Origin of the sequence: Enterobacter sp. TMH.L2, from assembly GCF_050847315.1 — a bacterium.
GTDB lineage: Bacteria > Pseudomonadota > Gammaproteobacteria > Enterobacterales > Enterobacteriaceae > Cedecea.
The window spans coordinates 4581059-4594602 of the sequence record NZ_CP193791.1 but is presented as its reverse complement, the minus strand read 5'-3'; the positions used below and the strand labels follow the sequence as shown (position 1 = coordinate 4594602).

At 45.1% G+C, this 13544-nt stretch carries 12 protein-coding genes; 7 read left to right on the top strand and 5 right to left on the bottom strand.

All coding sequences use genetic code 11. The annotated features are described in order from the left end of the window. Positions 1-7 precede the first annotated feature (7 nt). Positions 8-1285, bottom strand: a complete 1278-nt coding sequence (gene waaA, locus ACREYP_RS21995; RefSeq protein WP_336819418.1) for a lipid IV(A) 3-deoxy-D-manno-octulosonic acid transferase — start codon at positions 1283-1285, stop codon at positions 8-10. A gap of 372 nt (positions 1286-1657) precedes the next feature. Between waaA and rfaQ the strand changes: the two genes are divergently transcribed. The 6 genes from rfaQ to ACREYP_RS21965 all read left to right on the top strand — a co-directional run bounded on the left by rfaQ (position 1658) and on the right by ACREYP_RS21965 (position 7969). Further along, on the top strand, positions 1658-2725 hold the full coding sequence (gene rfaQ, locus ACREYP_RS21990) for a lipopolysaccharide core heptosyltransferase RfaQ (RefSeq protein WP_085938898.1): 1068 nt from the start codon (positions 1658-1660) through the stop codon (positions 2723-2725). Further along, positions 2725-3849, top strand: a complete 1125-nt coding sequence (locus ACREYP_RS21985) for a glycosyltransferase family 4 protein (RefSeq protein ID WP_336819427.1) — start codon at positions 2725-2727, stop codon at positions 3847-3849. Before rfaQ ends, ACREYP_RS21985 begins: the two co-directional genes overlap by 1 nt. Continuing rightward, positions 3842-4639, top strand: coding sequence for a lipopolysaccharide core heptose(I) kinase RfaP (gene rfaP / locus ACREYP_RS21980; RefSeq protein WP_336819416.1), 798 nt, complete (start codon positions 3842-3844; stop codon positions 4637-4639). Before ACREYP_RS21985 ends, rfaP begins: the two co-directional genes overlap by 8 nt. Before the next feature lie 65 nt (positions 4640-4704). Beyond that, entirely contained in the window at positions 4705-5715 is a 1011-nt protein-coding gene (gene waaO, locus ACREYP_RS21975; RefSeq protein ID WP_336819415.1) for a lipopolysaccharide 3-alpha-galactosyltransferase, read from the top strand. An 84-nt stretch (positions 5716-5799) separates the two neighbouring features. Continuing rightward, positions 5800-6819 (top strand): glycosyltransferase family 8 protein, encoded by a 1020-nt coding sequence (locus ACREYP_RS21970; protein ID WP_336819414.1) that lies wholly within the window; start codon positions 5800-5802, stop codon positions 6817-6819. A gap of 7 nt (positions 6820-6826) precedes the next feature. Continuing rightward, a complete protein-coding gene (locus tag ACREYP_RS21965) occupies positions 6827-7969 on the top strand; it encodes a lipopolysaccharide N-acetylglucosaminyltransferase (protein ID WP_336819412.1) in 1143 nt (380 codons plus the stop codon). A 68-nt stretch (positions 7970-8037) separates the two neighbouring features. On the opposite strand, the gene rfaL is transcribed toward ACREYP_RS21965, so the two are convergent. Genes rfaL through rfaD form a run of 4 tightly spaced genes read right to left on the bottom strand, consistent with a single transcriptional unit; the run spans position 8038 to position 12235 of the window. Further along, the gene (rfaL, locus tag ACREYP_RS21960; protein WP_336819411.1) at positions 8038-9246 is read right to left on the bottom strand and encodes an O-antigen ligase RfaL; all 1209 of its coding nucleotides are present in this window, start codon (positions 9244-9246) and stop codon (positions 8038-8040) included. A gap of 28 nt (positions 9247-9274) precedes the next feature. Beyond that, positions 9275-10237: a lipopolysaccharide heptosyltransferase RfaC gene (gene rfaC / locus ACREYP_RS21955; RefSeq protein ID WP_336819410.1), complete on the bottom strand. Its 963-nt coding sequence runs from the start codon at positions 10235-10237 to the stop codon at positions 9275-9277. After that, a complete protein-coding gene (gene rfaF, locus ACREYP_RS21950) occupies positions 10237-11286 on the bottom strand; it encodes an ADP-heptose--LPS heptosyltransferase RfaF (RefSeq protein ID WP_336819409.1) in 1050 nt (349 codons plus the stop codon). The genes rfaC and rfaF overlap by 1 nt, the downstream gene beginning before the upstream one ends. Positions 11287-11302: 16 nt before the next feature. Continuing rightward, positions 11303-12235, bottom strand: coding sequence for an ADP-glyceromanno-heptose 6-epimerase (rfaD, locus tag ACREYP_RS21945; protein ID WP_008457465.1), 933 nt, complete (start codon positions 12233-12235; stop codon positions 11303-11305). 301 nt (positions 12236-12536) lie between these two features. Here rfaD and yibB point away from each other — a divergent pair, with 301 nt between their 5' ends. Beyond that, positions 12537-13394 carry a protein YibB gene (yibB, locus tag ACREYP_RS21940; RefSeq protein ID WP_336819408.1) on the top strand — a complete coding sequence of 286 codons (858 nt, stop codon included), beginning with the start codon at positions 12537-12539 and terminating at the stop codon, positions 13392-13394. Positions 13395-13544: the final 150 nt, after the last annotated feature.

The following is a 13544-nucleotide window of genomic DNA, read 5'->3' as shown; positions in this document are numbered from 1 at the left end:
TCTGACCTTAGTGTGTTTTAGGGGGGAGATAAGGTTCCAGTAGCTGTAACAGGCGCTGCAATGCACCCTGGTTCTGGTAAAGCACTTCCACAGCATGGCGCCCGTAGAAGTTACGATAATCCTCATCTGTGAGCAAAGACGCAATCTCTTTTACTAATGACTGCTCGTCCGTCACGGTGATTAGGCCATCTGCCTGCGACAGGCGCGCGCAGATATCTTTGAAGTTAAAGGTATGTGGACCCATTAACACTGGAATAGCGTGTGCGGCTGGTTCGAGGGGATTATGGCCACCACGCTCAACTAACGAGCCGCCAACAAAAGCCAGATCGGCAATCCCGTACAGTAACATTAACTCACCCATAGTATCGCCAATGACGACCTGCGTACTGGAAGACGGTACCTCTCCAGAAGAGCGAGTTATGTAGCTTAATCCAGCATTTCTGACCAGATTGATGGCATCCGGGAAGCGTTCCGGGTGGCGTGGTACAAGGATCAGCAGTAAGTTAGGAAACTGCTTTAAAAGCGACTGATGAGCTTGCACGACGATGCTTTCTTCGCCTTCGTGCGTGCTGGTAGCTATCCAGACCGGGCGGTGCGGTGCCCACTGCCGGCGCAGCGTCACGGCTCGAGCGGCCAGCTGTGGTGTCACCGAAATATCAAACTTAAGGCTACCGGTAACCGTCAATTGGCTCCGTTTTGCACCTAGTGAGATGAAGCGTTCACCATCTTCTTCGTTCTGTGCGGCGATAAGCGTAATGCGCTGCAGCAGCGTTCTGACAAAGTCACCAAGTTTTGCGTAGCCCTTTGCCGAGCGTGCGGAAAGCCTGGCATTGGCAATCACTAATGGGATATAGCGTTTGTGCAGCGCGGCTATCAGGTTTGGCCAAAGTTCGGTTTCCATAATAAGCACCAGCTTTGGATCGACTTTATCCAGGAAGCGGTTGAGCGCACACGGCATATCGTAAGGCAGATAGACGTGCTGGACGTCTTCTCCGAAAGCGGACATGACCCTTTCTGAGCCGGTTGGTGTCATTGTCGTGACGGTAATCGGCAATTCTGGATAGCGGTGGCGAAGCGCGCGAACCAGAGGTATGGCGGCCAGCGTTTCCCCAACGGAAACCGAATGCAACATAATACCACCTGGCTTGAGCGGCTTTTTATAGAAGCCGTAGCGCTCGCCAATGCGTTTGCGGTATGCAGGAGCTTTACGACCGCGCACCCATAATCGCAGCCAGATGAGTGGCTGTATGAGGTAAAGCAGTACGGTGTAAAGCAATTGGAGCATAGGACACGGCTGGCATTATGAATGTGCTGGGGATTCTATGTATTTAACCTGAGCTTTGCCATTACTTTTGCGGAAATTGGGCGAAAACCAGGTTGATGGCGTGCATCAAAGGTATGTATTGCCAGGCAATGGTTGGATTGAGCAGTTGTGCAAAAGTCAAAAGTGAATGGTCTTTGAGTTTAAGGAAAATAAATTATTTTAATTCATATGTTTACCAATGAATTGTCTTGGCTTGCGTATCCTTCGGAATGGGAGCGATAAGTGGTACACTACACGTAAAAATGAACACGTTGTCAGTGAACAGGTAGCTGTGGAGCCTGGGGCGGTAGCGTGTTTTTTATTTTTCAGTATTGCTGATATTAAGAGCTGACGGTGAATACGACATTTAAAAGAATTTTAGTGATTAAAATGCGCTTTCACGGCGACATGTTGCTGACAACGCCTGTGATCAGTACCCTTAAGCGCAACTATCCTGAAGCAAAAATAGATGTCCTGCAGTATCAGGATACCCTTCCCATTCTTTCTGGAAATCCAGAAATAAATGCGCGCTACGGTATAAGCAACAAAGGCGTTAAAACAGGAAAGAAAATCAGTAATTTTCTTTCCTTGATTCGCCGCTTGCGGAGCAATCATTATGACCTGATTGTTAATCTGACCGATCAGCGGAGCGTGGCATGGATGGTTCGCTGCCTTGGGCCGGCAGTAAAAATTTCCCAGGATTACGCTCACCGGCAGTCTTCATTCTGGAAAAAAAGCTTCACTCACCTTGCCCCTGTCGTTGGTAAGCATGTCGTTGAAGCTAGCCTCTCAGTGCTCTCTCCTTTAGGAATTACGGATTTTTTTACAGAAACAACGCTGTACTACACTGAGGCCGATTGGCAAAAGATCCGTGAAGTGCTTGATGCTGAAAGCGTTGCTGACAAGTATGTTGTCATTCAGCCCACGGCCCGACAGCTCTTTAAGTGTTGGGACAACGATAAGTTTTCTCAGATCATTGATTACTTGCAGGATGAAGGATTCCCGGTTGTATTGACCTCTGGACCGGGTCGGGACGATCTCACCTGCGTTAATGAGATAGCTCAAGGATGCAAAATAATGCCCGTCGTGGCGCTTGCCGGCAAAACAACCTTCCCGGAGTTGGGCGCTTTAATCGATCATGCAGCATTGTTTATTGGGGTGGACTCAGCGCCTGGGCATATTGCTGCGGCGGTAAAAACGCCTGTCATTAGCCTGTTTGGTGCAACGGACCATGTTTACTGGCGTCCATGGACAGAGCAAATTACGCAATTCTGGGCAGGTAACTATCAATCTATGCCGTCCCGTGCTCAACTCGACCGCAATAAAAAATATATGTCGGTGATCCCTGCTGAGGATGTGATTGCCGCCATTTCTAAAATGCTTCCTGCCGCTGCGGCGCTATCACCAAGAGACGAAGCATGATGACAGTTGCTTTTTGTCTGTATAAATATTTTCCCTTTGGCGGCCTGCAGCGCGATTTTATGCGTATTGCCGGAGCTGTTGCATCGCGTGGGCATAACGTCCGGGTTTATGTGCAGTCCTGGCAGGGCGAGAAACCTGATGCCTTTGATATCGTCATCGTTCCTGTGCGGTCAAAAACGAACCACGGTCGTAATGCTGAATATTATCAATGGGTGAAGGCTCATCTGAGTCAGCATCCGGTAGACCGCGTAGTGGGTTTTAATAAAATGCCGGGTCTCGATGTTTATTATGCAGCAGACGTTTGTTACGCCGAAAAAGTAGCACAAGAGAAAGGTTTCTTTTATCGCCTGACCGCCCGATATCGGCATTATTCACAGTTTGAAAAAGCCACACTCGAGCAAGGAAAATCAACCAAGTTGCTGATGCTGACTGATAAGCAAATTGCTGATTTCGAAAAACACTATGGTACGGAATCTTCGCGTTTTCTGATCCTGCCTCCAGGTATTTACCCCGATCGTCGATTCGACAACCATCCGCAGGGTAGCCGGGAGCGTTACAGAGAAAAAAACGGCATTGGTGTGAATGACTACCTCGTTTTGCAGGTAGGCTCCGATTTCACGCGTAAAGGCGTTGATCGCTCTATTGAAGCGTTGGCTGCTTTGCCTGAGGCCATCCGTAGTCGAACCACTTTGTTTGTTGTCGGGCAGGATAAACCCGGGCGGTTTAAGACATTAGCGCAGAAACGTGGCGTAGAGAGCCGGGTTAGTTTCTTCTCCGGAAGAGATGACGTCTCTGAACTGATGATGGCTGCGGATGTTTTGATTCATCCTGCCTATCAGGAAGCTGCCGGTATTGTCTTACTTGAGGCGATAGCTGCCGGATTGCCAATCCTTGTGACGGAAGTATGCGGCTATGCACATTATATTGCAGACGCTGAGTGTGGGGTTGTTATCAAAGAACCGTTTAGCCAGGCATCGCTTAATGCGGCTTTATCTGACGTTCTGGGTAATGCAGAGCAGCGCCTGAGCTGGGCGAGTCACGCTCGTCATTATGCCTCAACCCAGGATATTTATAGCCTGGCTGAAAAGGCAGCAGATATCATTGTGGGAGAGCCGCATGGTTGAGTTAAAAGAACCTTTTACCTCTCTTTGGAAAGGAAAGGACGTTTTTGCTGAAGTCAGAAAACTTCAGGGGGAAATTTTCCGCGAACTGGAAACACGCCGCACGCTACGTTTCGAGGCCGCAGGAAAAAGCTATTTCTTAAAATGGCACCAGGGAACGTCTATCAAAGAAGTGATAAAAAATCTTATTTCGCTGCGAATGCCGGTTTTAGGGGCCGATCGCGAGTGGAAGGCGATTCACCGGCTGAAAACTCTGGATGTCGGCACGATGCAGGGCGTTGGTTTTGGTGAAAAAGGGTTAAATCCAATCAACAAAACGTCGTTCATCATTACTGAAGATTTAACGCCTACGATCAGTCTCGAAGATTACTGTGCTGATTGGGCGACGAATCCACCTGACGTAAAAATCAAGCGGATGCTGATTGAGCGTGTAGCCACAATGGTGCGTAAAATGCACGGCGGTGGCGTAAATCATCGGGATTGTTATATTTGCCATTTCTTATTGCATCTCCCCTTTTCTGGTCGGGAAAGCGAACTGAAGGTTTCGGTGATTGACCTGCATCGTGCGCAAATTCGAACAAAAGTTCCTCGACGCTGGCGGGATAAAGATCTCATTGGACTCTATTTTTCATCGATGAACATTGGGCTGACACAGCGTGATATTTGGCGCTTTATGATGACGTATTCTAATCAGCCACTTAGAGATGTGCTAGAAACGGAACATGCATTGCTGGCTAAAGCAGAAGATAAAGCGGAAAAAATCAAAGAACGAACGATTAGAAAATCGTTGTAGTAGCCTGTAAGGGGCGTCATTGCCGGTTACAGTCGTCTATTCATCTTAGTCGGATAAGAATCAACATGTCTCAATTCAGTGATGAAGATATCATCCTCTCTGTTTTCGATTTTAACTACCAGGAAAAGAAAGCTGCCAATGTTCTCAATATAGCATTTGGTATTGATAAGAATTTCCTTTTCGGCTGTGGTGTTGCTATCTCCTCAGTCTTGTTGAGTAATGCATCTGCATTTTTTGAGTTTCATGTGTTCACTGATTCATTCAGTGAAGCCGATAAGGCTCGATTCGAAGCATTAGCTAAACAATATAAAACACATATTAATATCTATGTCATTAACTGTGAGAAGCTAAAATCATTACCGAGTACAAAAAACTGGAGTTACGCGACATACTTCCGTTTTATTATTGCAGATTATCTCTATCACAAAGTTGATAAACTTCTTTATCTGGATGCGGATATTGCCTGCAAAGGAAGCATTCAGCCGTTAGTTGATTATGTTTTTGCAGAGAACGAAATTGCCGCTGTGGTTGTGGAAAGGGATATTGAGTGGTGGTCGAACCGGGCTGCAACACTTTCAACACCGGAGTTAGTGTCTGGTTACTTCAATGCGGGTTTTTTGCTTATAAATATCAATGAATGGAATATCAACAATATTTCTTATAAAGCAATCGAGATGCTGCGGGATCCTCAGTGGGTAGAAAAAATCACTCACCTTGACCAGGATGTGCTGAATGTCTTGTTGGCAGGGAAAGTTAAATTCATTGAAGGGAAATATAACACTCGTTTCAGTATTAATTATGAGCTTAAAGACAACGTAGTGAATCCTGTCAATGATGAAACTGTTTTTATTCATTATGTCGGTCCGACAAAACCGTGGCATGACTGGGGCACTTATCCCGTCTCTCAGAGCTTCTTAACGGCGAAAGAGGCTTCACCCTGGCGTAATGTCGAACTTCTAAAGCCAATTAATAGTCACCAATATCGATACTCTGCAAAACATAAGTTCAATCAAAAGCTTTATCTGCAGGGGCTGTCGAACTACTTTAACTATTATGTGGCTAAATTTAAAGAATAGTTGTGCTCGCGACAGTATTGCTGGCATGGAATGTTATGAAAATAACCATGCTACACGACTAATGGTGATGAAAGGTAATTGACATTGAACTTTAAACAAATCACACAATTTAACGAAATCATTGTTCTGGATCGGCGCCTTGTAAAGTGTGATGATCGGGAAACATTCAATATTTCATGGGGTATCGATAAAAATTATCAGATAGGTGCCGCGATATCGATTGCTTCCATTCTTGAGAATAATAAAAAGAGTGATATTGATTTTACCTTTCATATTATCGCTGATTACTTAGATAATGAGTATGTTGAGCTTTTAACACAGTTAGCCGAGCAATATAAGACGGTTATAAAAATCTATCACATTGATTCTGCGCCGCTAAGGTCTTTGCCGAAAACAAACATTTGGCCAGTATCAATATACTATCGCTTGCTTTCTTTTGATTATTTCTCCGAGCGTCTTGATACTCTTTTATATCTTGATGCCGATGTTATATGTAAAGGCTCATTGCAATCTTTAGCTTCTTTAGAATTTAATGAAGAGTACGGCGCGGTGGTTATTGATGTTGACACCATGCAAAAGAAAAGTGCTGTGCGTCTACAAAATCCAGAATTTGAAGGGAATTACTTCAATTCTGGGGTAATGTACATAAACTTAAATCAATGGCTAAAATCAAGCTTAACGGAAAGGTTTTTCAACTTACTTTCAGATGAGAGTGTGGTTGGAAAATTAAAGTATCCGGACCAGGATATTCTTAATATTATATTCCTTCATCACGCAAGAATATTGCCCCGGGAATACAATACCATCTACTCTCTAAAATCTGAGTTTGAGAATAAAAACAGTAAATATTACAGTGAGTTCATTAAGGAAAGCACGGTGTTTATACATTATACGGGCGTGACAAAACCCTGGCATGACTGGGCTAATTATCCGTCAGCACAGTTTTTCCGTAACGTTTATGATGTTTCCCCGTGGCGGAATATGCCTTATCAAAGTGCAGTGAAAAAGCATGAGTATAGAGAGAAATATAAACATTTGCTTTATCAAGGGAAAGTTTTTGGTGGCCTCTGCGCTGCGATTAAATATAATTTAATGCAGGGTTGAAAATTATATGACTGATAAAATTATATTTACTGTCACACCTATATTTTCTATTCCTCCGCGCGGTGCCGCTGCAGTTGAAACGTGGATGTACCAGGTCGCACAGAGAACGTCTATTCCCAATCGCTTGGTATGCATTAAAAATGAAGGGTATACAGATTTTACCCCTGTAAACGATAACTGTAGTATCCATCGCATTGGATTCAGCCGCATTTATAAGCGCATCTTCCAGAAGTGGACTCGCCTTGATCCACTGCCGTATTCGCAGCGAATACTGAATATTGCGAAAGATTTTCATATTACGGATGACAGCATTGTCGTTGTGCATAACAGCATGAAGCTTTATCGGCAAATCAGACAACGTGCTCCTCAGCAGAAAATCGTCATCCATATGCATAATGCGTTCGAACCCAAAGGGTTGGACCAGGATGTAAAAATGATTGTGCCGAGCAATTTCTTAAGAGATTTTTATCAGAATCTTTTGCCGAAAGCCGATATTAAAGTGGTTGCTAATGGCATTGATTTGGATGTTTATCAATCTGCTTATACACCTGTTTCTAAAGCAGATCTGGGCATTTCTGAGAATGATAAAGTCCTCTTCTATGCGGGGCGTATTGTTCCGGATAAGGGGATTTTATTGCTCATGCAGGCGTTTGAAAAGTTGGCCAGAGAACATGACGATATGAAACTCGTAGTGGTTGGCGATCACCTGGAGGTGAACAAAGCGGATAATGGCGCTTATCAGCGTGAGGTCAGAGAGATTGCCGAGCGTTTGCAGGGGCGATGTATTATGTTAGGAAGCATAGCGCCGGAAAACATGCACTGTTACTATCCTCTGGCTGACCTGGTTGTCATTCCTTCTCAGTTTCAGGAACCATTTTGCATGGTGGCTATTGAGGCAATGGGGGCAGGCAAGCCGGTATTGGTCAGCACCCGTGGCGGCATGGTTGAATTCGTCAGGGAAAAAGAGACAGGTTTTCATCTTCGAGAGCCCATGACTGCAGACTCTATTGCTCAAGATATTATGAGCACACTGCAAAGTCCGGATATAAATGACATGGCAAAATGTGGGCAACACTTTGTTTATAATAATTTTAGTTGGGCCGGAGTCACTCAGAGATTTGAAGACGTGATTAATAATTGGTTTCACTAACTAAAATTTCTCTTACATACTTGCTTTAGTTTAAGCATAAAAAAGGCTACGTGATGTAGCCTTTTTTTTTATTTTTTATTCAGTGCTATCAATAACCCAACCAATACGCCAAGCAGGTCTAGCTGTATTTGTTCAACATTTCCTCGAATGAGGAAATAGCCGATAAATGATAACAAGATTATCATGTGTGCATTTACCGGGAAGGACGAGCTTTTCTTGAAGGCGTTGGAAGTACATTCTTTAATTATCGCTGCATAGGTGAGTAGCAGGCCTGCGAATCCGAGTAAGCCGGCGCCAAACCAGACAAACAATGCCAGGTTGTGTGGCCCGGGAGACTCTCTAAAGGTCCAGTTGGGATAATCAACCACACGTTTGTTGTAGACATCTTTATAGGCTGTATTTCCAAATCCATATCCCAGCAAAGGATTTTCCATAATAAGATTCATCGCGCTACCTTGCACACCATTTGAATAACGATTGGAGCTATCTGTCTGCTGAAGTTTAGTCATTAAAGTTGTTGGTATTTTTTCTTGCGTCAAAATTGCGCCGAGTGTCAAGGTAGAAATTAAAATCCCGGAAATCAATAATTTCCATTGCCGGTTTAACACAACCCACAGTAAGCCAACAGTTAATACAGAAAGCCAAGCGCCACGGGAAAGTGTGCCTAAAATAAGAAACAGATAGACCGCGCTTAGCAGAACAAAGGCAACCTTATACTTAACAGATTTTATTAACCACATGCTCAATAAGGCAGGGAAAAGGAATACCAATGAGTCGGATATACCACGATGTCTGAAATCGATAAATGGCATGACACCCTGTGTGTACTCTTGATAGTAAAGCACGATCTCTGATATGCAACGTAGACTCAGCGCTGTAATAAATGAAAAGAAAATTATTTTTGAAATTAACTCTTTGCTTTCATTTCTCAGCAGTACGGGAATGGAAATTGTACATAAAAGAGTGTTTTCCAGGACAGACTTGCTGATTTCCTTCAGGGTTGCTTTGAAATCAGGTGTCTGAAACAGCGAAAGAAACACGGCGAAAGTCAAAACAGCTATGCTAAAAAATAGAAAATTTTTGAATTCTGGCAGAAATTGTCTAGGCTGCTTACACAGATATACAAGAGTTGTGAGCGTCATCAATATAACAATGAGGTGTTTATAACGCGTTATGCCACCTAAAAAATAAGTGGCAATAAATAAGAATACAAGCGTTCTATTCCAGTATAAGGTCCAGTTTTTTTTCTCATTAGAAAAAAATAATGTGAGGGCCATCTCTTCTCCGATATCGAAATTCGCGTACTTACAGGCTTGTCGTAAGTTGATTCAAGACTGTAAAGGCAGTCAAATTTTCAAGTCTGTTACCCGGTGCGCGGCACACGACCTGATTTTTTCCATACCCGCCAATGAGGCCCGGATCTGTAGGTCCGTAAAGCGTCACATTCGGTCGGTCCAATGCTGCCGTAAGATGGCTTAATCCTGTATCAACAGAAACCACAAATTTGGCATTCGCCAGAACTTTGGCGACCTCCTCAAGCGTTAATTTTGGCAGAACATCCACAAAGCTAAATCCTGCCGCCAGCCGTTTGGCTCTCTCTTCTTCGTGCGGTGCCCCCCAAGGGAGTTTTATCCGCAGTCCGGTTGCCTTCAAAAGCTCAATCAGCTCCCGCCAATTTTCTTCTGGCCAGTGTTTATCATCTCGAGTTGTTGCGTGTAAAAATACCGCATACTTTTCCGCACTTTCTTTCGGATTAGTAAGAAAATGCCCTGAAATCGCATAATCACCCTGAGATTGCGATTTTGCGTAACCCAAACTTTTGGCAAAAAGTTCACGAGTACGTTCCACGGCGTGCTGCTGCCTGGCCACATTATGGCGTTTGTTATAAAACAGGCTTGCCAGAGATTCACGGGCACTGTGCCAGTCCATGCCATGCTTGATGCCATGTGCTTTTCGAGTCACCAACGCTGCGCTTTTTACCAGGCCCTGAGCATCAATGACGCAGTCGTACTTTCTTGCTTCAAGCTGATAATAAAAAGCTTTTCGTTCCGCGCGGGTTTCAGCGGAGAACCAGCTTTTACGCCAGCGACGGATCGCGACGGGAATCACTTTATCCACGGCGGGGTGCCAGCCGGGTATCTGTGCGAAACCTTCTTCTACCACCCAATCGAACGAAATTCCCGGCATTGCCAGCATCGCGTCTGTAAGCGCAGGAAGAGAGTGGAGAACATCGCCCATCGAAGACGTTTTAACAAGAAGGACGCGCATTAGTCTTCCTTGCTGCTGGTTAGCAGTTCAGTCAATGTAACCAGCACGCTTTCTGGTGTGATGTCGATCAGGCTTTGATGATAGCCCTCAGCGGCATCGCCTTTACGCACTTTATGGTAGCCGCTGATCAAGCGAATAACTCTCGCTTTGTGGGAAAGTGGTGGGGTGAAATCCGGGCTGCTGGGGCCATAAAGTGCGACCAGAGGACGGTTGAGCGCAGCTGCGACATGCATCAGGCCGGAATCATTGGTGACCACACCCTCGCAAGCGGCAAGCAATATCACGGCCTGTTCAAGCTGGGTATCCCCGGCAAGGTTACGGCACCATGCCTGCTGTTCAGTGGTGAGAGCAGCAAGAATCTCTTTACCTGCGTCCTTATCCTTGGCTGAGCCGAAGAGGACAACCTGATAGCCCGCATCGATGAGTTTTGCTGCGAGCGCGGCGTAATGATAGTGCGGCCAACGTTTTGCCGGGCCGAACTCTGCTCCAGGGCAGAAACCAATCATCGGACGCTGTGGATCAAGATTAAAAGCAGCGCAAGTCAGTGTTTTTTCACCTTCACTAACATGTAGTTGAGGCCACAGGAGCGGCTGCGGGAGGTCTTTAGCCGACTGCATTATGCCTTTTTCATAACCCAGGGCGACGTAGCGCTCTACCATCAATGGCCAGGCTTGTTTGTCCAGCTTACGGCTGTCATTCAGCAGGCCGTAACGCATCTCGCCCAACCAACCCGTACGGTGAGGTATGTTGGCAAAAAAAGGCACCAGCGCGGACTTAAACGAGTTTGGCAGAACGTACGCATGGTCATAGCGTTTGTCCCGCAGGCTGCGTCCAAGGCGACGACGCTCTGCGATTTGCAACGCACCGTGACCCAAAGGCATGGCGATGGCTTCGTTCACTTCCTGCATACGCGATAATAGCGGACGGCACCACGCGGGTGCCATCACGTCAATGATCGCCTGGGGATAACGCGCCTTGAGCGTGCGATAAAGACTTTGCGACATCATCATGTCGCCCACCCATGACGGGCCAATCACCAGAATTTTCATGCTTTTCCTGTGCAGCTTATGCGTCGCGATTTAACCATTTCATGTATTCCGCAACCCCTTGGGCAACGGTTTTGAACGGCTTGTCGTAACCCGCAGCGCGCAGATTGGTTAAGTCAGCTTCAGTATAAGCCTGATAGCGACCTTTTAGCTTTTCCGGGAAAGGAATGTACTCGATGCTGCCTTTGTTGTGATACGCCAGCGCTGCGTCTGCCACGGCCTGGAAGGATTCCGCACGACCGGTACCGCAGTTGAAAATACCGGAAACGCCATTTTGCCAGAACCAGAGGTTAACGGCGGCAACATCACCCACATAGATGAAGTCACGCTTGAAGCCGTCGCTGCCTTCAAACAGTTTTGGGTTCTCACCGTTATTCAACTGAGTATTGAGATGGAATGCCACGCTCGCCATGCTGCCTTTGTGGCCTTCGCGCGGCCCGTAGACGTTAAAGTAGCGGAAGCCGGTCACCTGAGAGTTTGCTTCTGGCAGGATCTGGCGAACATATTCATCAAACAGGAATTTTGAGTAACCGTACACGTTCAGCGGCTGTTCATATTCGCGGGATTCGATGAAATCTGCATTGCGCCCGCCGTAGGTGGCGGCAGAAGAGGCATACAGGAACGGAATTTCGCGCTCCAGGCAGTAGTGCAGGATTTCTTTAGAGTACTGATAGTTGTTGTCCATCATGTACTTGCCGTCCCACTCGGTCGTGGACGAGCAGGCCCCTTCATGGAAGATGGCGTCGATATCACCGAATTCTTCCCCGGCCATAATTTGGATCAGGAAGTCTTCCTTATCCATGTAGTCGGTGATGTCCAGATCAACCAGGTTAACAAATTTAGTCCCATCCTTCAGGTTATCTACCACCAGGATATCGCGATAGCCTTGTTCGTTCAGTGACTTAACAATGTTGCTGCCGATCATGCCGGCGCCGCCAGTAACGATGATCATAACTGTAGCCTTAAAATTATGGAGTCAGAGACAATCTCAGACATGAATGTGCATAATCATACCATTACATTTGCATCGCTTCAGCCATTTACACAATGCGCCAGGTTTGTCATCCAGGTGGTTTAAGCCCGATTGACTTTTCCTGGGTTTACCTGCTATTTAATTTCATATTATTTTTATTTTAATGTTTGCCGGGGAATTATTGTATTCGTTAAGGCCGAACTGAACGCAAAGCGTACTGTGTACAGAAGGTAAATGATTGTGATATAATATTTATTTATATTAATGGTTTTTATTAGCGATGAAATCATCTACCACAATTGTAACGGCTTATTTTGACCTCGGTAGAGGGGAGTGGACTGCTAATAAAGGGTTCCGTGATAATCTTGCCCGCTCTGTAGATGTTTATTTTAATTACTTCGAGCGATTGGCCGCTTTAGAAAATGATATGGTGGTATTCACTTCACCCGATCTCAAGGAAAGAGTTGAAGCCATTCGACAGGGAAAGCCTACTACGGTTATTGCCATTGATATAAAAAACAAATTTAAACATATTCGGCGTCTTATTGAGAGCATTCAGCAGGACGAGAGTTTTACCAATCAATTAGAGACCCATCAGTTAAAAAACCCTGAATATTGGTCGCCAGAGTACGTGCTAGTCTGTAATTTAAAATCCTACTTTGTTAACAAAGCCATTAATGATGGATTAATAAAAACACCACTGGTTGCATGGGTTGATTTTGGCTATTGCCGGGAATCTAAAGTAATTCGTGGTTTAAAAATGTGGGATTTTCCATTTAATAAAAATACCATGCATCTTTTTACCATCAAGAAAGGGCTAAATGTTACGTCGTTGAAACAGGCATTTGACTTTATGATTGGTAACCATGTTTATATTATCGGCGGTGCTATTGTCGGTTCTCAGAGTAAATGGCAAGAGTTTTATTTTCTGGTAACGGAAAGCCAGAAAATTACGCTGAAAAATAATATCGTGGATGATGATCAGGGTATATTTGTTCTCTGTTATTACAAACGCCCTGAATTATTCACCCTGAATTATCTTGGGAAAGGAAAATGGTTCGACCTGTTCCGTTGCTTCAGGCACTCCGCTTTAGGCGCCAGACTGCAGGCGCTTAGAATTTTTCTCTCGAGGAAGTAGCCCCTGCTGAGGGAATAAATCATCTGAAGATGATTTCAACAGGTCAGATATACGGGAATCTATCTGACCTGTCAGGATTTTAATGATTTCAATATTTACATTATTATTCAATATGTTAATGATGATTCCTGCACGGCCTTCATACCGCTT

Coding starts and splice junctions, on each gene's coding strand:
- waaA (WP_336819418.1), bottom strand. CDS start 1,285: ATGCTCCAATTGCTTTACACCGTACTGCTTTACCTCATACAGCCACTC.
- ACREYP_RS21985 (WP_336819427.1), top strand. CDS start 2,725: ATGACAGTTGCTTTTTGTCTGTATAAATATTTTCCCTTTGGCGGCCTG.
- rfaP (WP_336819416.1), top strand. CDS start 3,842: ATGGTTGAGTTAAAAGAACCTTTTACCTCTCTTTGGAAAGGAAAGGAC.
- waaO (WP_336819415.1), top strand. CDS start 4,705: ATGTCTCAATTCAGTGATGAAGATATCATCCTCTCTGTTTTCGATTTT.
- ACREYP_RS21965 (WP_336819412.1), top strand. CDS start 6,827: ATGACTGATAAAATTATATTTACTGTCACACCTATATTTTCTATTCCT.
- rfaL (WP_336819411.1), bottom strand. CDS start 9,246: ATGGCCCTCACATTATTTTTTTCTAATGAGAAAAAAAACTGGACCTTA.
- rfaC (WP_336819410.1), bottom strand. CDS start 10,237: ATGCGCGTCCTTCTTGTTAAAACGTCTTCGATGGGCGATGTTCTCCAC.
- rfaF (WP_336819409.1), bottom strand. CDS start 11,286: ATGAAAATTCTGGTGATTGGCCCGTCATGGGTGGGCGACATGATGATG.
- rfaD (WP_008457465.1), bottom strand. CDS start 12,235: ATGATCATCGTTACTGGCGGCGCCGGCATGATCGGCAGCAACATTGTT.
- yibB (WP_336819408.1), top strand. CDS start 12,537: ATGAAATCATCTACCACAATTGTAACGGCTTATTTTGACCTCGGTAGA.